Here is a 22602-nt window from a genome sequence, read left to right as displayed (position 1 = left end):
ACTTCTATCTTTCCCTGTGTATCGTGAAAACTGTCCTGACTATACAGGCTGCTGAATGCAAATAAGCATATCAATAGTTTAATAAAATTTTTCATAATGTGTTTTTAGTTTTAGTTTTTGGTTACTGTTCTGGTATAAATACTACCGTCTGAAAGATAGAACTTCAGGTAATATACCCCATAAGGATAATTTTCCATATGGAAGACATAGGAGGTTTTATTTAATGTACTTACATCTGCAAAACTCAAAATCTTAAAACTATTGTAAGGCAGAAGCTCTATTCTGGTAATATAATCCTTCACTTCTTCATCCCACAATACAGTAAGATCTGTTTTTACAGGAACAGGAGCAGCACGTATGCTCTTTTCAACTTTCTCCGCAATTGTTTTTGGCTGAGATTCCTGTGACTGCTTTCTAGAAAATAGATTAGAATCAGAGTTTTTGCAGCCGTCGCATATTCCCCGGAATATTTGGTTTCCGGCCTCGTCATATCCGAAAATTACGCTCTGGGCGTATAAGCTGCTTCCAAAGAAAAGGAAGATTGCAGCTGTCGAGATGCTTTTTTTCATGTTGTTATAATTTGGGTTTAAATTTATTTTAAAAGAATAAATTTTGTCCTAGCTATTAACAATGTTTGTGTATTCACAAATATGTAAATAATTTTTGATATACCATATATACTTTAACTATATTTTTACACATCATTTGATTTTAGTATTTTAGCAAAAAAAGTAGTAAAAAAATTTTTGCATAAAAAAAAATTGACTTTAAAAATAATCCAGCAATTTTTAAGATGAGCGAGCTTGTAAAATTCAAATTCTACGAAACGGCACTGCAGGCGAATCGTGATAAACAGATTCTGGCGGAGAGCGGCATCAACAGTTTTATTGCCAACGAACAGCTGATCCAGTCGGATTGGCTGCTGTCGCAGGCGGTGGGCGGCATCCAGCTGCAGGTTTTTGAGGAAGACCTTGAGAAAGCGCAACAGGCTTTGCTGGACTATAAAGAAAATGAAGAGTTTAGTCTTGAAGTGGAATACACCCTTGAGAATGCGCCGTTTGACTTTGTATGTCCGAAATGCGGCTCCAACCACATTTACCGGGACGACAGCGCAACGAGCTTTTTCGGGATTTCGATCCTGACGAGCCATAAGTTTGTGTGTTATTACTGCGGAAATGAGTTCATGCACTAAACCATATCATGGGCAGGATGAAAAAAGCAGCAAGGTATGTATTGATTATCATTTCAGGCTGCTTTTTATTGGCCATCGGCAACTACTTTCTGGTATGGAAAAGGGTGGAGATCGATTCTGCACTCAGTGCAAAACCTCTATTTAAGGATTTCACCCATCAGAAGCAGGAGTCTTTTGACGGCAGGGAAAGTGAATCAATAAAAACCAACAATTTCCGGATAAAAACCGACGGTTCATCTGCCGAAGCTTACCGCTATGAAATTCAGGATTTTCCGGTTTTCCTGCAGATCCGGTTTTCTACGGGAGACGGCTACAGCGGCGGCGGTTACGTGGTGAAAATCATTAAAAACAGGTACCGCATTTCACCTTACCACTATACGGACAGCCCAAGACCTTTTGATTTTCTTCATGAAGATTATTACAAAATCCTGAGCAGCAAGGTGATTCTCGATAAGGCTTCCTATAGAAAAGGAGATCCCATTTTCGGATATACGGAATTTGAGGTTCAGAAAAGATATGGCCCTGACAAATATTTTGAAAGAGGGAAAGGGTATTTCAGCGGAATCGTAAGATAAAGGGTGATCAGCCGGATTCATGTTGATATACACCTCTCCTAGCCCTGATTGCAGCGGCATCCTTTTGTGAAGCGCAGCGGAGCAAAAGATACAGCGGAAAGCAGGAAACAGCTCCTGAAAAAATTCAGGCAGGAAACCGGAAGTTGTGTTAAAAGCAGGATCAGCCGGAAGCACAAACCTGGCCGCCGGAAGAGAGGCCGGTAGCTGGAAGTTTTTGAAAACAAATTCAATACAATCACATTAAATAGTATAAAAAATAAATTATGAAGATCATCTGCATCGGAAGAAACTACAGCGAGCACGCAAAAGAACTGGGCAACGAAATCCCGGAAAGACCGGTTATCTTTATGAAGCCGGATACAGCCGTACTGAAAGGGAATGATTTCTATATCCCTGAATTTTCGGATGACGTTCATTACGAGCTTGAAGTGGTGGTAAAAATTTCAAAAGGCGGAAAATACATCCAAAAAGAAGCCGCCCACAAGCATTATGAAGAAATCGGTCTGGGAATCGATTTTACTGCGAGAGACCTTCAGAGCGACCTGAAATCGAAAGGACTGCCGTGGGAACTGGCCAAAGGGTTTGACGGATCGGCCGTGATAGGCAGCTTCTTTAAAAAGGAAAATTTCAACCTGGAGTCTTTAGAATTTTCACTGCTGAAAAACAAAGAAAAAGTACAGGACGGCAATACAAAAGATATGATATTCACCATCGAAGATATTATTGCATTTGTTTCCCAGTATTTTACACTGCGGGTTGGAGACCTGATCTTTACCGGTACCCCGAAAGGAGTGGGAAAAGTAGAGGAAAACGATATCCTGGAAGCGTATCTGGAGACGGAAAAAGTCCTGGACATCCGCATTTTGTAAGCCTTTTTATGGATTGTTTGGCATAATTTTCCTATCTTTAATAGACAAAATTAGAAATCATGGTAAATATCGTATTACCCGTAGATTTTGGGGAAAAGACCGATCAGCTTTTAGAAGGCGCTGTACGATTTGCAAAACAGGTCAGCGGCAGGATTTATCTCATCCATGTGGCACCTTCCGACATTGGTTTTGCCATCGGCGATATGGGCTTCCAGTATTTTCCGGAAGTTGAGGAAAACGAAATCCGCGGTGAGCTGGTGGAACTGAACAAACTGCAGCAGCGGATTCTGGCTGACGGCGTGGACTGCGAACATATCCTGAAGCAGGGTCTTGCCAAAGACATTATCCTGCAGCATGCTAAAGATAAAAATGCAGATTTCATTGTGATGGGATCACACGGCCGAAGCGGGATCTATGATGTTTTCGTGGGAAGCTTAACCAAAGGCATTACCAAGGACTCGGATATTCCGGTACTGGTACTGCCGATTCACGAGAAAAGCGAGAAAGCCGAAAATTAAATTTTAACCGTTAATAAAAAAGCCGATCAGACATACATCCGATCGGCTTTTTACTATATAACCAATTAATTAACCTTCATTTTTATAGATGGTAGGATCGTAGTAAGGATGCTTACCCTCTGTTGGAGAATAGTAGTCTTTATCTTTATTGTTCCCCAGAGTGGATACCAATACATAGCACCAGTAGGTGAACATTACACAGCAGACGATAAACAGAACCCAGTTCAGAACGTTACCGAAAGTCTCAAAGAAACCAAAAGACCATTTGAAAACTTTGCTTAAGAATAGAAAGAAAGACGTCATTATTTTCCTTTTTTAAATTAACTTTGTACAAATTTATAAAAAATGTTTAAATTACTTTCAAAAGAAAGCAATATTTTTTCAATTCCTGTGTACATCGGGTTTCTTCTTTTAATCGTAATCACTTTTAATTTATTGAATTTCAACACTTATGAGGCGGTTATTGCCGGAATAACTTTTCTGGGAATCGCCCTGGGCTATTTCTGTTTTCACAGCATTGCGCTGAATTACCAGACCCACCTGCCTCTTTGCCTATATACTTTTTTTATTTTCGGGCTGTACCCGGGACATCTAGACATCGGGATTGCCGTTTCGCTGCTTACCAATTCTTTCCTCCTGCTTTTGCTGACGAGCACCAATGAGGACATCCGGAGGCGGTCCTATGTTTTGGTAGGTTCCATTGTCGCGCTGAATTTTATATTCCTGCCGACAACCTGGCCGATGGCGGTTTTCGTGATCATCCACGTGATTGCCACTTCGGAGCGGATCGGACTGAATATTTTCAGGTTTTTGCTGGGCACGGTCCTGATTGTACTCAGCTATTGCTCAGTGATGTTCTTTTTCGGATTTACCAGCTGGAACATGGATTATTTTCCTTTCGGCAAGATCAGGCCGGCCGAAGATTATATGGAGCTGATGCCCCTGATCCCGGTAATCCTGATGCTGATCTACGCGATTTACGACCATTTCAGCAATTATAACAAGAAAAGCCCGGTCAGCCGGTATAAATATACTTTTTTGCTGGTTTTTTCCGTGGCGCAGCTCATTACCATTGTGCTTTATATGAATAAAAGCTATGAATACTTGCTTCTCCTCGCTTTCCCGGCGACGATCATCATCAGCCGGATGCTGAAGTTCCTGCCGAAATACTGGATGCAGGAGGTGAGTTTGTGGCTGATTATTTTCAGCTTAATAGGATTTAAAGCCGGAACTTATTTTAATTTATTTTAAAGATTATGATTCAGATAGACGATAAATTGATCTCTGAGGATATTTTTTCTGAAGAGTTTGTTTGCAACCTTTCAAAATGCAAGGGGGCGTGTTGTGTGGAAGGAGATGTAGGTGCTCCTTTGGATAAGAGTGAACTGGAAATTTTGGATGGTATTTTTGATAAAGTCAAACCTTATCTTACCCCGGAGGGCATCAAATCGATTGAAACCATAGGAACATGGACCACCGACCCGATGGACGGGATGTACGTAACGCCGATGGTTGAGAACCGGGAGTGCGCCTACGTTACTTTCGACGCAAACGGAATTACGAAATGCGGGATTGAAAAAGCGTATGAAGACGGCGCGGTAGACTGGCAAAAGCCTATTTCCTGCCACCTCTACCCCATCCGCGTTACGGAATATTCCACTTTCAAGGCATTGAATTACGATGTGTGGAAAATATGCAGCGATGCCTGTGCCTTAGGCAAAGAATTGCAGGTTCCGGTGTATAAATTCCTGAAAACCCCTTTGATCCGCAAGTACGGAGAGGATTTTTATGATACGCTGAGCGAAGTGGCTGAGGAATGGAAAAAGGAATATGGAGGATAATTGGGTTTGAGGATTAAAGAGTTGGAGAGCTGTTGGGTCTTGCAGACTCTGTTGACTTCTTATCATGCATATTATTGGGGTCACGTAGATTTTCAGTACCGATCACAAAGGCTGAGCCCGATTTAAACCCGGAATATATCCTTTTATAAGCGAGTGACCCCGTGAACCTTTTGCATGACAGCATTGGCATATATTTTTTGTGCTCTTGTATTCCCGGGCTTTTATCTATAAACAAAACCGTCCCGTAAATTTACGGGACGGTTTCTTTTGAAATTTATATCGAATATCAATTAATTAAACTAATTCGCTGCTCCGGCTTTCATGACCGCTGTTTCGGCTTTGGTTTCCTGCTTTTTGGGATTTTCCCAGCCGTCTTCCGGCATCAGGGTGGCTACGATCCGGCCTTTGGTCAGGTATTTCTTCGCCACATCCTGAAGGTCTTTTACCGTCAGTGCCTGCACTTTTTCTTTATAGTTCAGGATCTCGTATTTGTCGGTACCGTCGAACTGGTTTTTGGTCAGGTTGTTCATCCAGAACATGTTATCCTTGATCTGGGTACTGTAATCGTTCATTTCACCTTCCTTGTACTTGTCGAGGTCTTTCTGGTCCGGCCCTTTGTCGATCAGCTTCTGAAGTTCCGTGATGGCACTTTTCGTCAGCTTATCCACATTTTCAGGTCCGCAAGGGAAGTTGATGCTGAAGCTGTAGTTATTGAACGGTACTTTATACATTCCTCCTCTGGCACCGCCGCCGTAGATTCCGCTCTCGTCTTCTCTCAGTTTTTCAATCACTTTAATGGTCGCTACTTCACCCAACGCTTCAAGAGCCAATGCTTCTTTTTCGTTGTAAGGCGCTTCGCCGGTGTAGGAAATGGTGACCATACTTTTCGGGTCTTTCCCTTTTTTATAGGTTTTTACGTAGTCTCCGGTCATCTGTCTGTAGCCGGTATCCCTGAAGCTGGTATTTTTTCCGGTAGAAGGCAGACTGGCGATGTACTGTAGGACCTGATCTTTCAGTTTGGCTTCATCCACATTTCCGATGAAATAGAAATGGAAGTTTCCGGCATTGGCAAATTTCTCTTTATAAATATCATAGGCTTTTTTGTAATCCGTATTGGCCCATTCTTTCTCCATCGGGACGATCCCGATAAATCTCGGATTCTTCTGGTTCATGAATTTTGCATGCTCATTGGAGAAATAGAACTGCGGATTCGAAAGCAGGTTATCCAGCATTGCAGACTGTTTCGTCTTGTAAGCATTAAAGGCATCCTGATTGTAATTCAGTCCCGTGAAATAAGCATACATCAGCTCCATCGCCGTTCCCAGGTCCTTTTGGTTGGTTCTTCCGGAAATTCCTTCATAATAAGGACCTACCATCGCATTCACGTTTGCCTGCTTTCCTGCCAGGTAATTGGTAAGGTCGGCTTTTGAAAACCCGTTGACTCCCGCTTCGGATAAGGCAGGGAATGCAAACTGGGTTTTTCTGAAATCATCATCACTGATCAGGGAGCTTCCGCCCATACTTCTGGCCGTGAAAACAATTTCATCATCTTTAAAATCCGTTTTCTTAAAGGTCACTTTTGCCCCGTTACTTAAGGTCCAGGTTGTGGTCCCCAGCCGGGCATCCGTTTCCGTTTTGGCGATTTTTCCTTCGGATTTGAAAGGTTTTACCAGGTTTTTGATGGTTGCCTTTTCCTGATACGGTTTTAGGTCGGCCATTTTTACGGTTTCAAAAGTATTCATTACCATTGCTTCCGTCGGCATCTGGATGTTGTCTTTTTTCGGACCGGTAATCACCACTACCCTGCTGTCGTCTTTTACAAATTTTTTGATTATCTCATTGGTTTGCGCCAGGGTAATGGTAGGCAGGAATTTTTTGGTATCTTCATATTCCCAGGCAATTCCGGGCATTGGTTCCTGCTCCAGGAAATTCCGTACATATTCTTCGACCAACGCATCACTTTCGGTTTTATCCCTGTTGTTGTAGGTTCTTTCGATATTGGACATTACCTGTGCTTTGGCCCGGTCCAGTTCCGTCTGGGTAAATCCGAATCTTTTCGCCCTTTCCGTTTCTTCCAGAAGAACTTTCAGAGCATTCAGCTGGTTTCCGTCCTTTACCATGGCAAATCCCTGGAATCCTTCTTTGCTCCGGGCATACGTTCCGCCATGGTACACCGAACCGTAGGTAAACGGAGGATTGGTAGAGTTAACAAGCTCACCCAACCTGTTGTTCAGCATAGTGGTGGTAATCTGTTCCAGCAGGCTTTGGTTATACTGTTCTACCGTAACGTCAGGCTGATACGCATCTGCATCTTTAATGATGAACTGTACCATAGAGTTGGTTGCATCAGGATCCGTTTCCACAGCCACGAGCGTTTCCTTATGATTCGGGAGATCAAAAGTTTTTCTCTCCTTCGGTTTTGACGGGTTTTTATATTTGCTGAAATTCTCTTTGATTTTCTTTTCGACTTCATCCACATTGATGTCTCCTACCACAACGATGGCCATCAGATCGGGTCTGTACCAGTCTTTATGGAACTGCCGGATGACTTCCGGCTTGAAATTTTCAAGTACTTCTTTCTTACCGATCGGAAGGCGGTTGGCATACTGGGAATTGTACAATAGCTTCGGAAGGTATTTATCCGACATTCTTTTGTCGGCTCCCAAACCAAGTCTCAGTTCTTCCAGGACCACCCCTCTTTCTTTGTTGATCTGCTCATCGGAAAGGGTGGCATTGAATGCCCAGTCCTCCATCACTTTAAGTCCGGCATCCAGGTTTCCGGGTTTATCCAGCGGAACGGGAAGCATGTAAACGGTTTCATCGAAACTGGTATAGGCATTTAAGTGCTGGCCAAATTTCACCCCGATGGACTGAAGGAAATCGACCAATTTGTTGTCCGGGAAGTTTTTGGTTCCGTTGAAGTTCATGTGTTCCATGAAATGGGCAAGTCCTCTCTGGTTTTCATCCTCAAGAATGGATCCGGCATTGATGGCCAGTCTGAAATCCACTTTCTTTTCGGGTAACGTGTTCTTTTTGATGTAGTACTTCATCCCGTTGGGAAGGGTACCTGTTTTTACAGAGGCATCCATCGGAATATTCTGTGCATAAACATTTGCAGACATCAGGAAGACTACTGCAAGCGACGAAAACATTTTTTTCATAGGTTGTTTTTTGATTATTAATTTTATGGGTCAAAAGTATACATTATTCACTAAGCAAGGAAATGTAAGTGCTGTTATTTAACGTTAAGATTTCGTAAATTATCGTTAAATCTGTCAAAGGATTAAAGATTTCAGAAATGGAAGGCGGAAATTTCTTCCGGGTAGAGTAAAAAAAGTTTCATTTTGTGTTATTTATGGATTTAATACGCAACAAAAATAAATTATTTCATAAAACGAAAATATAGATGGTCAGTTAAAATTAAGTTAAAAATATATAGGGCATAAAAAAAACCGGGATAAACCCGGTTTCTTTATGTTGAATGATCATTTTTTATTTAAAATCAGCATCCGAGACTCCTGAATTAAGTGTTACCTTAGTGGTCTTAATCGTGAGGTTCTGACCGTTTCCTACTGCCTGGATTTCCTGAGGGAATTTAATTCCGTCCACGGTCATATAGCTCTTTATGATCGCATTTCCTTCTTTAGCCAGCGATTTATACAACAGCCCTGTGGTTGCATCAAAATAAAATTTACCTTTATCCGAGTTCAGTACGTTATAATCTTTACCGTCAAGCTTCTCGACGGTTACTGAGGAGTAGTTGTCCGCATCGTAAGCCAATGCATCAATGGCTCTTCCTTTTTTCAGTTCTGCAAGCTTGTCTGCCGGGATTTCGGTTTTCTGGCCCATCTGCTGAAAGTAGCCTTTTTCACCGTCAAAAAGCTGTGATGAAGCCACCTGGCCCATGAAAGACTGTTCGGATTTGAATTTATTGCCCATCTTTTTCGCCGTCATTCCGATTTCACCGGGTAAGGCATCTCCGGTAATCGTATTTTCAACAATTACGGTACGGACGGATTCCAGCTTATCTTTTCCACCCAGTGCTTTCAGATAGTTATCGATAACTTCTTTAGCGGTCAGCTTAGATTTAACGGCTTCCACCCTTGCTGTAGAAGCGGTCGTAGTTTGTGCCGCTATAGAGGTGGAACAAAGCACAGCGCAGAAAAATGGAATGATGATCTTTTTCATAAATTAAGTTTAGATAGTAAATATAAGCATATTGGTTGAATAATGAATGACTGTTGCCCAATAAAAAAACCACCGTATCAACGGTGGTTTCCAAGTATTTATCGTAAGATAAATTATTTTTTAAGCTCTTCAAGGAACTCGTCGTGAGAAATAGCGGTTTCTTTTTTCGTCGCTTTTTCCAGGATCACATCTTTCAGTTTCGTCATCGCTACTTCGGATGAAATCTGTCTTACCTGCTCCTGATCTTTCAACATCTCCACAGCATATTTCTGGATCTCTTCATCCCCTAAGTGGTGGATTCCGTAGATCGCCAACTGGTTTCTTACCAATTGCTCAGCCTGAGCCAATACATCCGCGTAATCCAACTGGATTTCATTCTCCGTCATCAGTTTACCTTCGATGATCTGGTATTTCAACTGGTTTTTCTCAGATTCAAGGATTTCTTTAGCCTGTTCTGCAGACTGTACGTTCTGGTTGGAGAACATTAACCACTTGATCAGGAATTCTTCAGGAAGCTTTACTTCTTCTTTTTCAGAAACCTGCTCCAACACTTTGTTCACGAAATGAACATCGGCATTCTGCTGGAAGTATTCGTCCAATTCGGATTTTACTTTTTCCTTCAGTTCTTCTTCAGACTTGATGTTTCCTTCTCCGTATACCTTATCGAATAACTCCTGGTTAAGTTCAGCTAAGTCAAGACCGTAGAAATCTTTCACTTTTACTTCCACTTCATTGTGGTGAAGGTGCTCAACTTCTTCTTTAGAGAAACCTAATTCTTTAGCAAGGTCTTCGTTTGCGGCAAGGTCTTCTTTGGAAACTTTTACCGAACCGTCCATTTTCAGGGACTTTACCAATTTGAAAGCTTCTTTGTTTTCAGCAGTAACGGTCACAGTCTTCGGCTGGTGGTGGTGCTCTCCCTCAGCGCCTTCTTCCACAACCTGGGAAACTTCTAACGCGATGTAAGAGTCTTTATTGATTTTGTCCTGAGGAGCCTGCTCTGCGAAACGCTTCTGCATGTTCTCAATACTCTTGTTGATTTCTTTTTCAGAAGCCTCCACTTTGTAGTGAGGTGCTTCGTATTTTGCCAGATCGATCGTGAATTCCGGCTCAAATCCAATTTCGAAAGCCACTTCCAGCTGATCCGCATTGTAATCGAATTCATTTACCGGCTGTGGTACCGGCTGGCCAACCAGTCTCAGTTTGTTTTCGTTGACGTAGTTGTTTAAAGCATCAGAAACCTGCTTGTTGATTTCTTCAAAAGCAATACCTGCTTCATATTGTTTTCTAACCATACTCAAAGGCACTTTCCCTTTTCTGAATCCAGGAACTTGTGCATTTTTAGCATAATTAATCAATTGTTTTTCAACTTTTTCCTTATAGTCAGATTTTTCCAATGTTACTGTAAGCAATGCACTTACATCATCATGGTTTTTTGCAGTAACCTTCATTATTGATTAAAATTTTAGGTTGCAAAAATATGAAAATTTTATGAAAATCTATCAATTAAAATCAACTTAAAAAGCCAAATACTGTTAAATAAGAAACCACCGGAAAATTCCGGTGGTTCTGTTAACAAGATTAAGGATATTAAAAGGTTATTTTAATTCGTAATGGTATAATTGGCCTGCGCGTCGGTCTCCCCGCCTACCTGGGTTCCGAAAACAACACCGTTTCCGCTGATCTGAGAATCTTCGGTTACACTTGCCGGTTCATGATACAGGGTAAAAATTAACTGGCTGGTAGCCGAAGGGTTTTTCACCGCTTTGTTGACTACCCATTCGGTTTGCAGGCCTACACGTTTTCCGTCTTTTCTGGTGGAATTTGCATCATCCGTACGGGTAAGGGCAATATCCGAATTGGTAAAATTAAAGACCAGGAAATGTTCGTCTTTTGCATCTCTGATTTCCTGCGTAGCATCCTCGTTTCCGTTTTTGAACTGTGCGGTTACCTGATAGGTTTTACCGTCCTGCAGCTTGATAGCCTGTGCTCCTCCCGCACCCATGCTGTAATTGTAGCTTGTTGTTGTGTTGGCCGCCACATCTTTTACATTCAGGATGATATTGGTAAGATCCTCCTGAGGCAAATCGTCTTCAGCGGCAGATCCGTCCCGCTGGCACGAAACTACTGTGATGGCGATGAATAAAACGGCTAATAGCTTAATGATATTTTTGGTATTGAATAATTTCATTTTTGTAAATTTTAAAGTTGGTATTTTGTTTAAGTAATGGCTGAATTTTAGAAACGGTATCTGAAATTCAGGATAAAGTTTCTTCCCGCTTCGTCTGCAAAAAAGCGCATTCTGTTCAGGTAATTCCTGTAGGAAACATCGAATACGTTGTTGACGATAAGTCCTGCAGAAAGGTTTTTGGTAATGCTGATGCCGGCCTGAATGTTCCACAGGGAATATCTGTCGGGCGGTGTGCTCAGATCGACGGTTCTCTCCACTTCTTCCCCGTTATTGTAAACAGGAACGGTGGCATTGTACACCGGAAACCTGTTCTGTCTCAGAAAGGTCTGGTTTTCCAGGGTAACGTACAAATGGTTCCAGTTTTCTTTGTTAAACTGTAAAGCATTGGAAAAATTTGGCGGCATCATTAAGATCAACGGAACGTTGTGGGTATTGTCCTGTCCGTATACATAGCTTCCTCTTCCTATATAAGCAAGATCATTCGTCAACTTCAGGTTAACGTCAAGATCCACTCCGTACATCGTAGCGTCGATCTGCTGATAAGACCATACCGGGAACACCCCGCGGATCGTATTCTGTACCCCCGTTGGAACTTCATTGATGAAATTTTTGGTAATGAAAAGGTAAGGGTTTACGGAAACATTCAATCCTTTCAGAACATTGAACCGGGCGTCAGCCGTCAGGTTAAACTGAAGCCCCTGCTCATTTTTCAGTCCCATATCACCGATTTCAATCACTGAAGCCGAATGGTGCAACCCGTCGGAGAACAGTTCCGCGATATTCGGGGTTCTTCCTGTTCTGGCATAATTGAACTTCAGGTCGAAACCGGCATCGGGCCGGTATTCAAGCCCTGCATTGAAGGAAAAATTGCTGTAGTTCAGCTGAGGCCGCGTCAGAATCCTGTTCTGGTCGGTCTTTACGTAGAACTGAGGATAGGCATCGGCATACCGCTGCTCCCAGTCGCTCTTATCATACCATTTGGTAACGTCATAGCGGGTAAAATCATATCTCGCACCGGCTTCCACATTGAAATCATGCGAAATCTTATATTTAAAAACTGAATAAATTCCCGCCGCATATTTATCATAGTTCGGGATCAGCCGTCTTGCCTTGGTCGCCGGATCGGAATAATTGTTCTGGAAGCTTGCATCAATCCCTGTTTCCAGGGAAAACTTCCCTCTTTCCAGCAGATCATTAAGATTGAACTGATGGGTCATCAGCTCCAGATCAAGTGAAGGCAGGTCTTTCAGATCGCCTCTCCGGATATCGTATTCCTGACGGTGATTGAACTGATAACTGTACGTAGCAGAAACTTTCCCGATGTTCTCAAACCTTTTAAAAGCAGAAACTTTAGCAATATGATGCTCGATCACCTGCTTGGGATTATCGATATCATAACTGAAATTTCCTGTATAGACCGGAATTTTTGAAGTTGTGGCATTGTAGAAATCTTCATTATTTCCCACATGCGATCCCCTGTAAATCCCGATATTCTGATTGGTTAAATAATAATCGAATGAAATTCCCCTTTCATACGTATTGTTCTGAACCGTAAAATTGAATGAGGAAAAATCCATTCCCGTATTCATCAGGTTGTAATCCGGTGCATGCTGGTCTCCCAGTTTTTTGATGCTTCCTCCGGTTTTTACCGCCCAGCCGTTTTTCCAGATTCTGGCAACATCCGCATCCAGGCTAAGCCCTTTTCCATTGGAGATTCCCGAAAGATTTACGGATCCTTTGATGGTATCTTTCTTAGGAAAAACCTCAGGTTCCAGAACGACAACCCCGCCGATGGCGTCACTGCCGTATTTCAGCGCGGAAGCTCCCTTGATGACATCGATGTGCTGAAAATGATTAACGTCCACATTCGGCGCATGTTCTACGCCCCACTCCTGTTCGGCCAGCCTGACGCCGTTATTTAAAATGGAGATCCTGCTTCCGTACAGTCCGTGGATAATGGGTTTCGAAATATTGTTTCCGGTTTTTAATGCACTGACGCCTGAAATTTTTGTCAGCAGATTTCCCAGATTTTCGGTAGAATTTCTCTCAATGTCGGATTTATCAAGTGTTTTAACGACCAGAGACCCATTGTTTTTATGGCTTCCATGAATCGTTACCGTTTCGATATCCTGGATATGATGCTCCAGGGTGATTGCCAGGTGTACATCTTTGGTAACTGCTATATTTTCAGTATAATCATTACAATCCGGATGGGTGGCGGTAAGGGTATATTTTCCTGCAGGAATGCTGCTGAATGAGAACGTCCCGTTTTTACCGGTCCTGGCGGAGAAGTTTCCGATTTTCACGACGGCATTTTCAAGCCGGGTCTTATCATGGAAATCCTGTACCGTCCCCTCCACTGCATAGTTCTGCTGTGCGTGTGATAATGCGAATCCGCCAAGGATCAGCATCATGCTATAGATCAATTTCATTGTTGAATAGATTGATGGGTACTTTGTTCAAGTACTTTTTTTCGAAAAAATTTTAATAATAACAGCTGATTGGATACGGTCAGGCAAGACTTAAGATGTAAGAATCTCCAAAATAATAAAGTCAAAAAAGATTGAACATTACACTTTGAACCTCAAACCCGAAAGCTGCACTTTAAAACCCAATTAAAGCTGCAAAGAATCTATGACTATGAAATGGCGGGAGGGCCCCGGAGCTGAAAAGTAAATTTGGTCTGGGACCATACTTTTTCCTGAATCGCAATGCGCTGTTTTACCTCATGGGTGAAATTTTCAAAAGAAAAAGTGAATTCGTCAGGAACCAATGTATGTCCTGTTGCCAAGAAATGACAGGCCAGACAGTCGGCTGCCTTTTCTTTTGCCGTGTTTTTGGCCCATGTATTTTCCGATTTTTTAAAGCTGAAACTCTTAAAGACTTCCTCCGAGCTGTGGCTGTGGAAGTTTTGAGAAAACAGCGCAAGAAAGTAGATCCCAAACAATAATTTGGAAATAAAATTTTTCAGATTTCTGCTTTCTTTAAAAATCATGCTTCAAAATTATAAAAATATTTTAAAAAATCAGGATTAAAGTTTTCTTAAATGTTTTAATTGAATGATAGCCGCTTTGTTACAAAGACGTTAAACCGGTGAAAACGCCGCCCGCGGGTTTTCGCAGATGGCTGAGCCTTGTCATAACACATGCGTCACGGAGAGATTTTTATTGGTTTGCGCATATTTTAGAACACATCAGATAAAAATCGAAGATTTTTATACTTTGGTGCATTTGACGAAGCAGAAATATCCTTTGATTCTCCTGCCGTTGAATCCTCATCTAAATATAGTATCAGAGACAATCAGTAAAGATTTGAGGCTAGATTCTCAGCAATGACAATCATTCGGATAATCAGGTCATTTCAATAAAAATCCTAGATTTCGTCTCAGGTATCTTTATTTATGATAATGAACCGGCGAACCTCGTTGAGGTTTCTTCTCATGTGTTCTGAAATGTTTTCAAAGCATTTCTTACATCGTATGTTTCTAATGCGTTAAAAATTCCGATGCCGCTTTTGATTTCTTCAAGCCAGCTTAATACCTTATCAGAATATTAAATGGAATATCTAAGTTTGAAGAAATCAGTTCAGCTGAGATCCTAAATATTCCCATTCCTCAAGAGCCAGCTCCAGTTCTTCTTTGGTTTTATTATATGTTTCCAGGGTTTCTTCAGATGGATTTTCCTTGGTAAAGGAAGCTTCAAATTCCTCTACCTTTGTTTCCAGTTCGGAAATTTTTTCTTCTACCTTTTTAATTTTATTCTGGATATTTTTCTGTTCTTTACTTACGATCGTTGCAGACGGTTCGCTCTTAACAGCAGGTTTTTCTTCCGCTTTTTTCACTTCAGCCTTTGGAACTTCGGTGTGAAGTTTTGCCTTTTCAGCCGAAATTTCACGGATCGATTCCTTTTGCCTGAATTCAAGATATTCGTTGATATCGCCTAAGAATTCTTTCATCTTCCCGTCACGGAATTCGTAGATTTTGTCACAAAGGCCCTGCAGGAATTCCCGGTCGTGCGAAATGACGATCAGCGTCCCTTCGAATTTCTGTAAAGCGAGCTTGATGATTTCTTTGGACTGGATATCCAGGTGGTTGGTCGGCTCATCCATAATCAGGGTATTGAACGGACGCAGCAGCAATTTACAAAGGGCGAGACGGTTTCGCTCCCCTCCGGAAAGTACTTTCGTCTTTTTATTCACCGCTTCTCCCTGGAACAGGAAAGATCCTAAAAGATCACGGACCCTTGGTCTTGTTTCTTCCGTTGCGGCATCCTCCGCTTCTTCCTGAACGGTTTTATTCGGAGTCAGAACTTCTTCCTGGTTCTGGGCAAAATACCCGATGTTGACGTTGTGCCCCAGGTTCCAGTGCCCTGAATAGTCTTTGATATCGCCGGCCAGGATTTTCGCCAGGGTGGTTTTTCCCTGCCCGTTCTGTCCCAGCAATGCAATCCGGTCGCCCCGCTGAACAATAAAATCCACATCATCAAAGATCCGTTTTTCACCATACGCTTTTCCAAGGTTTTCCGCCTCAAAAATTACCTTCCCCGGAACCACCGACTGTACGAAACGGATGTTGAATTTGGAAACGTCTTCGTTATCCACTTCAATCCGCTCGATCTTATCCAGTTTCTTGATCAATGACTGGGCAAAAGAAGCTTTGGTGGCACTCGCACGGAATTTGTTGATGTTATCCTCCATCTGCTTGATCTCCGCATCCTGGTTCTTTTTAGCCTGGATCAGTTTTTCGCGGCGGTCCTCACGCATAACGAGGTATTTGGAATAATTGGCTTTATAATCGTCGACTTTCCGGTTGTTCACATCAAAAGTACGGTTGCAGACGGCAGTCATGAACTGTTTATCGTGACTCACTAGGACAATTGCCCCCGGATAGTCTTTCAGGAAGTTTTCCAGCCAGATGATGGATTCCATATCCAGGTGGTTGGTAGGCTCATCGAGAAGCATCAGGTCGTTTTTCTGAAGCAGCAGCTTCGCCAGTTCGATCCTCATTCTCCAGCCTCCCGAAAATTCGTCGGTAATTTTCCGGAAATCATCGGCTTTAAAACCTAATCCGAACAGGACTTTCTCGATATCCCCTTCCAGGTTATAGGCATCATGATGCATCAGGAGATCATTAAGTTCGGTCATTTTATTGATCAGGTCCGTATAAGAATCGCTTTCATAGTCGGTTCTTACCGTCATCTGGTGGTTGACTTCCTCCAGTTCTTCCTTCCATGCATTGATCTGCTCAAAGGCCTGCATGGTTTCATCCCATACCGTTCTTCCTTTCACAAAATCGAGATCCTGTTTCAGGAAGCCGATGGTAATGCTTCCTTCGGGAACAACGTTTCCTTCGTAAAACGTGATTTCTCCGGAAAGCATCTTCAGCAAAGTGGATTTTCCGGCTCCGTTTTTACCGACCAAACCAATTTTATCATCTTTTTTGATTGTAAAATTGACGTTTTGAAACAGATAGTTTCCTGAGTGATGTAATCCTAAACCTTGAACCGAAAGCATGTCTTAAAATAATGATTAATATGAATAATGAATTTCCGGGTGCAAAAATACGGAAAATAAAGCAATTCAGGATAAAGAAAAAGAGCCGCTTACAAAAGCGGCTCTACGGGGGGGAAACTTATACGCTTATAAGTTTGAATGAGACAAAAATCAGGAAAATACAGCTGATCAGGTACCGTACTTATAACCAAATTTCCCGTTCCGTATTTTTACGGAGCAGACGGAGGCTGAGATTAAGGCTAAATTATCAGGGTTGTATAAAAGACGCTTTTAACGAACGTTGTCAAATGCCGGGACAAAATGCCTTTAACCAATGGAATTTCGATCGCAATAAATTCCATTCAGTACTGACCGGATTTAAATAGCTTTCCTTTTAAATTCAACATACAATCAATTGAATATCCAAATATTGACAAGATAACTTCCGGCATCCAGCTTCCTCCTTCCAGCCGTTCAAACTGATTTCCGCTTTGGCTCACCTTATTTTCAGGAATCCGGACACAATAAAAAAGAGCTGCCAAAAGCGGCAGCTCTACACCTAAATTTAAAACTGAAAAAGTACTAACATTTATTGTAAAGACTTTCTTTCATTAGAATTGTACGGCTCCAATGATCGTTATTCGGAATGTTGGTTCCGTATGCGTAATCCACAAAAGAATCTTCGATGTGGTGGATTTCCGATTGCAGCCGGGCTCCGTTTTTATCATGATCATCATTGGAATGGCCAGGGACATTCAGTCCGTTGTTGATGAACTCCGCATAAGCAGTCCCTTTAGGATGCTGTAACAGTGCTGCATGGTACAGCCCGAAATTGGCCGAAATATGGATGTAATCCGACAGCATGGAATAGTGGTAAACCGGCTTCGCATCAGGCGAAAGGGTTTGAACATAGTCTTGCAGGGCTTCAGACAACTCAATAAGGCAGGGATGTTCGCAGGGGTCGATCTCAAAATCCGACTGGCTGAAATCGGTACGGAAAACCTTGTTTTTAGTATTGGTTTCAGCGATCATCAGCTGTCCGTATACTTTGGGCAGTTCGTTATACACCCATTCTTTGGCGATATAAGCCTGTAACGAGATCCCATCGTCGTCCAATCCGTAATCACTAAGCAGATCATCCCATATTTTATTTCCCCTTTCATCCTCCATGGCAGCCCTGATGCTTTCCATATAATGAAAAAGTTCCCGGTTTTCCGTAAAGGCGGGGGAAACATACACCGACTGTGATCCTTCCAGGTACCCTCCTCCCACATCGGCGTGCGCTCCGGGAACGAAAATCTCTTTCCATTCCGAATGTTGCGTTATAAAACGGGAGTCGCTTCTTTCCTTTGCATCTTCAGACAGACCGGTAAGCGGAAAAAAGAAACGGCATTCGTGCAACGCACAGATATGCAATGCTCTTTCTGTCTGTTGCAGTACCGTCACCTCATAATTGCTGAAAGCTGCCGATTCCACGGTATCAAAAACCCCAAGAAATTTCACTTTTATATGATGGCCTGAGAATTCCGAACATTCCCTCAGCAGCTCGTAGCAGAAATGCCTGGCCAGCATTGCGCCGCGGCTGAATCCGTATATGTAGAAATGATATTCCGCCGGCTCACCGGAAAGCAGCTTCCTGGCAAAAGAAAATGCTTTTTCCAGCTTATCTTCCGAAGAGTACCCGGAAGTTCCAGAAGGGTTTTTGCAGGTAGCGATTGCGAAATCGTTGTCCCCGGATCCGGTAGCGGTTCCTATTCCTTCTATGTAAATTTTTTCATCACCGTTGAAAAGACTGAATAATTTATAGATATTGGTAAATTCACCGTAGTAGCTTTCATTATTTTTGTCAGGCTTCCGAAGGGAAGCGGTATTGGGTCCGTTGTTGCCGGTGCCGTCGAAAAAAACGCCGACAGAGATGATGTTATAATTCATTTCACTTTGTGGTTTTATCTGTTCTCCATAATGGTAGTGGAGTGCTTCATTTTATGAATTCCTCAAAGTAACGATGAAAAAAAACGGAACGGTAGCGTAGAAAATACCAAATAAAAAATTCCGTATTTCTACGGAATCATATTCTCTCCAGCGGGTAAATGTTGTTGATGATGGCATAAATAACAATGCCTACTGTATTTTTTGCCCCGATCTTCTCCACGATCCTCTGCCGGTGGCTCTCTACCGTTCTCGGGCTGATGTATAGCTTTTCGGCAATTTCGTTGTTGGTGCATTCCTGGCAGATCAGTTTTACGACTTCTTTTTCCCGGTCGGAAAGCTCATCGTCCATTTCGAAAAGGGTTCTTTTCTTTGTGGGGCTGTTCATGTAGGACAAGATCATCTGGTGATCCTCCGGGGTAAAGAAGATTCCGTTTTTGTAAACCATCGTAATGGCTTCGATAAAAGCATTTCTGTTGGAGTTTTTAGGCAGGAAAGCAGATACGCCCAGTTTCACCATATAGCCTAAAATGGTGGTCTTGTAATGCGAAGAAAGGATAATGATCTTAAGATGGGGATATTTCTCTTTCAGTATTTCCACCAGCTGAAAACCGTTCATCGGCAGCATCTGGACATCTACCAAAGCGATATCGGGAAAATCTTCAGGAGAAGTCTTTTCCAGGGTTTCCAAAAAATCCGGTCCGTTATTGGACATGGCCACCACAGAGATGCCCTGTTCTGAAGCCAACAGCATTTTTACCGCTTCAAGGATCAGCTGTTCATCATCCACTAATGCTAATTTGATCTGAGAATTCATTGTTGTATGGAATTTTAATAATTAACCGGCTGCCCTGTCCTAACACATTTTTCCACTTGTGTGCCGCATTCATCGATTTTATCCGGGACTCGATATTCTTGATGCCCATCCCTTTTTTCACCTCTTCATATTCAAAACTTTTCCCGTTATCCGAAATAACGACGGCAAGATGCGTGCTATGGTCTTTAATATAGATCCAGACCCGGGTTGCTTCCGAATGCTTGAGCACATTGGTGGTAAACTCCTGGATGATCCTGTATAGCTGAACTTCGGCAAAAATTTCTTTCTTCTGAAATTTCGGGCTTACATTCAGTGAAATATTGATCCTTCCGGCCAGATTGGCAATCAGTTCTTCAATATACAGCACCAGCCCTACCGATTCCAGATTCACCGGATATAAGGAGTGGGAAATGCTTCTTGCCGAATCAATCAGCGAAGACATCTGAGTGTTAATATTTTTTTTTATGAGTTCGTCCCCTTTCGTATCAAGATTATTCAGCCACAGCGAAAGGATATTCAGGCGGTTTCCGATATCGTCGTGGATCATGACGGCAATTCTCTTCCGCTCTTCTTCCTGGGCCCTGATGTTTTCTAAAACCAGTTTTTTCTGATACTGAACTTCCGCTTCATATTGTGCATTTTTTTCTTTGATGATTCTCCGGATAAAACTCCGGTAGGCCAGCAGAATAAAAGACATGATGATTGCCATAACAACAACCAATGCAATGAAGAAGGTGGTATTTAACGTTATTTCTTTAATTTTAAAAAAGTATAAATAAGTGAGACATATAAAAGGCTGCACAGGAGATTGTTTACATTCCATATCATATTGGCCTCCTCCATTTTAAAATCAGCCAGCTGCCGGAGCACGAAAAACATAAATACCGACATGGCATAGTAAAGGAAAATAAGGCTGTCGGCAATGATGAAGCGGGCGTTGATCTTCGGGTTGTTGATTTCCATCAGCAGTGCATACCCTGCAAAACAGATGATGACGATGCTGGAAATTACTTTTTTTGTTTCATTCACGACGATATCGTTATTCAGCAGAAAGAAGCCCGCCATTACAGCCAGCGGAATATAAAGATAGGCCGAAAGGTTCAGTTTGCGGATAAAAAGCGTGCCCAGCAGCAGAAGCTCACCGGAAACATAATACGGAAAGATATGATTCAGTTCTTTAGCATGAAATACATGAATGGCTATTTTAACGGCACTCTCGATTAAAAAAAGAAAAATGATATAATAAACATACCATTTTTCTGCATTTTTAAAAGACCTGTATTTTATAATTCCAACGAACAAACAAATTACGAGTAAAATGTTATTAACATAAAGTATGATCTCGGAAATATCCACAATATAGAATCGGTTTATTAATTATATACTATAACAAGACGGCGGACAAGCCTGCGACCAGTCATAGGTATTGGAAATTTTTTCAATGCTTCCGTTATTTTCCAGATCCTTGTAAAAGGAAATAAAAATAAGGGTTGGCAACATACGCTGATAAATATCGGAGAACTTCAGTCCGAACGAACAGACAATATGCGTAAGGCCCGGCTTGGAAGGGATAAGGTCCTGGGAAGGCACATAGAATCTTCTGAAAATACGGCTTCCGCTAAACTCGCTGCACTCCCTGTAGAACCAGAGCATGGCTTCATCCCTCCAAGATTCGATTGCTGTAAGCGCTTTATCCTGAGGCAGCATCGGTTTTCCTGAAACGGGAAATGACATGTCGGAATTATCGTCGATCGTTCTGAGATCTTTGGAAAGAACGGCATTTTTCACAAGGGTATACTGCGCAGTTTCCATCAGTCTCAGATCCTGCTGCAGTTCCTGTAACGTACTGTAAGCATAATTATCGATACGAACCTGACGCCCTTCTGCATCCATAGGATAAAGGATGGCAATCAGCGTTCCCTGGAAAATCCCTATCTGTGTACAGAAGTCACTGTTTTTATTTTCGCGCTTCATCCATTCGATCTCCGAAGCATCAAAAATAAAAACATAGTTGGTCGGGATCATTTTTTTGATCATCTCATAATCTGCACAGCAGTTTGCCCATTCCGCAATCGCAATCTGACACTCTTCTTGGCTTAATATATTCATTTTTTTCACGGTTTTAATGCGTCAAAATTATACAAACTAATTTATCTGTGCAAGCATCTCACAAATAATTGAATATTTATTAATAGTTCTTTACCGTAATGTGGAAACAGCTTTGCTGCCTCTCTTTGATGTAAAAAATCTTTCCGGCATTGTAATAATACTGCAGTACTTTTTCCAGTGCCGCCTCCATTTTGGGATCGGATCGTAAGACATCATTGAAACGCACATAGGAGATATCGAAGGAATTGCCGTAATTATGAGAACTGATTCCCATAGCGGCATTGGAATTCACCCTTCTCAGCCGGCACTGGTCTTCCAGCGTCCTGGTGAGGGAAGAAACCGTAAACGTTCCGCCTTTGGTTTCCTTATGGAATCGGGTTGCAATTTTTTCCAGCATCATCTTGCCTTTTGAAACCATCCAGGCCCTGCTGTAATCAAGCTTCTGAACACGGTATCCTTTTCCCGACTTTTTTATTTTGTGAAGTTTTCCGTTCGTAATGTATTTCTGTACCGTCCTCGAATCCTGGAGCAAAGGGATGCCAAAGCTTTTCGAAGCATCCAGGTGCGGTTTGTAAAGCATGGTGGGCTGCACTTTCACGACCTCGGTAAGATCATAGCAGGGTAATGTATTTTTTGAAGCCTGCGAATAGGAAGAACTATATACCGAAGCCGCAAAAATCACACATAAAAACTTTTTCATGAAAGATGCTTTAGATTATCCGTAATAAAAATAATGATTTTATTCCATGCAATTCAGCTGCCATAAAATTTTTATGTTATTATGAGTTGAATAATTTATCAATAGGGTTTATTAAATTTATTATTATATATGTTTTACAGACAATCTTTCAGGTCTTTACTCTTAATAAATTAAAGGTCTTAAAAC

The 22602-nt window shown here is 41.9% G+C and carries 21 protein-coding genes; 6 read left to right on the top strand and 15 right to left on the bottom strand.

Features of this window, described 5'->3' with window-relative positions; genetic code table 11:
• Positions 1 to 110: 110 nt before the first annotated feature.
• Positions 111 to 569 (bottom strand): hypothetical protein, encoded by a 459-nt coding sequence (locus CHA01nite_RS14650; RefSeq protein WP_146942652.1) that lies wholly within the window; start codon positions 567 to 569, stop codon positions 111 to 113.
• Positions 570 to 793: 224 nt separating this feature from the next.
• Here CHA01nite_RS14650 and CHA01nite_RS14645 point away from each other — a divergent pair, with 224 nt between their 5' ends.
• The 4 genes from CHA01nite_RS14645 (at position 794) to CHA01nite_RS14630 (ending at position 3154) form a co-directional block, all read left to right on the top strand.
• On the top strand, positions 794 to 1192 hold the full coding sequence (locus tag CHA01nite_RS14645) for a putative signal transducing protein (protein ID WP_146942650.1): 399 nt from the start codon (positions 794 to 796) through the stop codon (positions 1190 to 1192).
• A gap of 17 nt (positions 1193 to 1209) precedes the next feature.
• A complete protein-coding gene (locus tag CHA01nite_RS14640; RefSeq protein ID WP_146942648.1) occupies positions 1210 to 1767 on the top strand; it encodes a hypothetical protein in 558 nt (185 codons plus the stop codon).
• A gap of 263 nt (positions 1768 to 2030) precedes the next feature.
• Positions 2031 to 2636: a fumarylacetoacetate hydrolase family protein gene (locus CHA01nite_RS14635; RefSeq protein WP_146942646.1), complete on the top strand. Its 606-nt coding sequence runs from the start codon at positions 2031 to 2033 to the stop codon at positions 2634 to 2636.
• A gap of 59 nt (positions 2637 to 2695) precedes the next feature.
• Positions 2696 to 3154 carry a universal stress protein gene (locus CHA01nite_RS14630; RefSeq protein WP_146942644.1) on the top strand — a complete coding sequence of 153 codons (459 nt, stop codon included), beginning with the start codon at positions 2696 to 2698 and terminating at the stop codon, positions 3152 to 3154.
• 69 nt (positions 3155 to 3223) lie between these two features.
• Here the strand turns inward: CHA01nite_RS14630 and CHA01nite_RS14625 are convergent, their stop codons facing one another.
• A complete protein-coding gene (locus CHA01nite_RS14625) occupies positions 3224 to 3457 on the bottom strand; it encodes a DUF6341 family protein (protein WP_146942642.1) in 234 nt (77 codons plus the stop codon).
• 42 nt (positions 3458 to 3499) lie between these two features.
• Between CHA01nite_RS14625 and CHA01nite_RS14620 the strand changes: the two genes are divergently transcribed.
• Positions 3500 to 4405 (top strand): DUF6427 family protein, encoded by a 906-nt coding sequence (locus CHA01nite_RS14620; protein WP_146942640.1) that lies wholly within the window; start codon positions 3500 to 3502, stop codon positions 4403 to 4405.
• 5 nt (positions 4406 to 4410) lie between these two features.
• On the top strand, positions 4411 to 4995 hold the full coding sequence (locus CHA01nite_RS14615; protein ID WP_146942638.1) for a DUF3109 family protein: 585 nt from the start codon (positions 4411 to 4413) through the stop codon (positions 4993 to 4995).
• Positions 4996 to 5294: 299 nt separating this feature from the next.
• Here CHA01nite_RS14615 and CHA01nite_RS14610 read toward each other — a convergent pair whose 3' ends face one another.
• The 13 genes from CHA01nite_RS14610 to CHA01nite_RS14550 all read right to left on the bottom strand — a co-directional run bounded on the left by CHA01nite_RS14610 (position 5295) and on the right by CHA01nite_RS14550 (position 22416).
• Positions 5295 to 8156: a M16 family metallopeptidase gene (locus CHA01nite_RS14610; protein ID WP_146942636.1), complete on the bottom strand. Its 2862-nt coding sequence runs from the start codon at positions 8154 to 8156 to the stop codon at positions 5295 to 5297.
• Between the two features lie 331 nt (positions 8157 to 8487).
• Positions 8488 to 9183 carry a hypothetical protein gene (locus CHA01nite_RS14605; protein ID WP_146942634.1) on the bottom strand — a complete coding sequence of 232 codons (696 nt, stop codon included), beginning with the start codon at positions 9181 to 9183 and terminating at the stop codon, positions 8488 to 8490.
• A gap of 113 nt (positions 9184 to 9296) precedes the next feature.
• A complete protein-coding gene (locus tag CHA01nite_RS14600; RefSeq protein ID WP_146942632.1) occupies positions 9297 to 10631 on the bottom strand; it encodes a trigger factor in 1335 nt (444 codons plus the stop codon).
• A gap of 152 nt (positions 10632 to 10783) precedes the next feature.
• Positions 10784 to 11371, bottom strand: a complete 588-nt coding sequence (locus tag CHA01nite_RS14595; protein WP_146942630.1) for a hypothetical protein — start codon at positions 11369 to 11371, stop codon at positions 10784 to 10786.
• Between the two features lie 47 nt (positions 11372 to 11418).
• Complete coding sequence (locus CHA01nite_RS14590) at positions 11419 to 13803, bottom strand: TonB-dependent receptor (RefSeq protein WP_146942628.1); 2385 nt, start codon at positions 13801 to 13803, stop codon at positions 11419 to 11421.
• Positions 13804 to 14009: 206 nt separating this feature from the next.
• A complete protein-coding gene (locus CHA01nite_RS14585) occupies positions 14010 to 14366 on the bottom strand; it encodes a hypothetical protein (RefSeq protein ID WP_146942626.1) in 357 nt (118 codons plus the stop codon).
• Positions 14367 to 14950: 584 nt separating this feature from the next.
• Positions 14951 to 16882: an ABC-F family ATP-binding cassette domain-containing protein gene (locus CHA01nite_RS14580; RefSeq protein WP_146942624.1), complete on the bottom strand. Its 1932-nt coding sequence runs from the start codon at positions 16880 to 16882 to the stop codon at positions 14951 to 14953.
• 561 nt (positions 16883 to 17443) lie between these two features.
• Positions 17444 to 18793 carry a T6SS phospholipase effector Tle1-like catalytic domain-containing protein gene (locus tag CHA01nite_RS14575; RefSeq protein ID WP_146942622.1) on the bottom strand — a complete coding sequence of 450 codons (1350 nt, stop codon included), beginning with the start codon at positions 18791 to 18793 and terminating at the stop codon, positions 17444 to 17446.
• 136 nt (positions 18794 to 18929) lie between these two features.
• The gene (locus CHA01nite_RS14570; RefSeq protein ID WP_146942620.1) at positions 18930 to 19607 is read right to left on the bottom strand and encodes a response regulator transcription factor; all 678 of its coding nucleotides are present in this window, start codon (positions 19605 to 19607) and stop codon (positions 18930 to 18932) included.
• Entirely contained in the window at positions 19573 to 20316 is a 744-nt protein-coding gene (locus CHA01nite_RS14565; RefSeq protein WP_228458423.1) for a sensor histidine kinase, read from the bottom strand. The genes CHA01nite_RS14570 and CHA01nite_RS14565 overlap by 35 nt, the downstream gene beginning before the upstream one ends.
• Positions 20317 to 20354: 38 nt before the next feature.
• Positions 20355 to 20909 (bottom strand): hypothetical protein, encoded by a 555-nt coding sequence (locus tag CHA01nite_RS14560; RefSeq protein WP_146942618.1) that lies wholly within the window; start codon positions 20907 to 20909, stop codon positions 20355 to 20357.
• Positions 20910 to 20984: 75 nt separating this feature from the next.
• Positions 20985 to 21716: a hypothetical protein gene (locus tag CHA01nite_RS14555; protein WP_146942616.1), complete on the bottom strand. Its 732-nt coding sequence runs from the start codon at positions 21714 to 21716 to the stop codon at positions 20985 to 20987.
• Positions 21717 to 21795: 79 nt separating this feature from the next.
• A complete protein-coding gene (locus CHA01nite_RS14550; RefSeq protein ID WP_146942614.1) occupies positions 21796 to 22416 on the bottom strand; it encodes a DUF5715 family protein in 621 nt (206 codons plus the stop codon).
• Positions 22417 to 22602: the final 186 nt, after the last annotated feature.

Source organism: Chryseobacterium hagamense, assembly GCF_007991455.1.
Taxonomy (GTDB): domain Bacteria; phylum Bacteroidota; class Bacteroidia; order Flavobacteriales; family Weeksellaceae; genus Chryseobacterium; species Chryseobacterium hagamense.
This window is presented reverse-complemented; position numbering and strand designations above follow the sequence as displayed.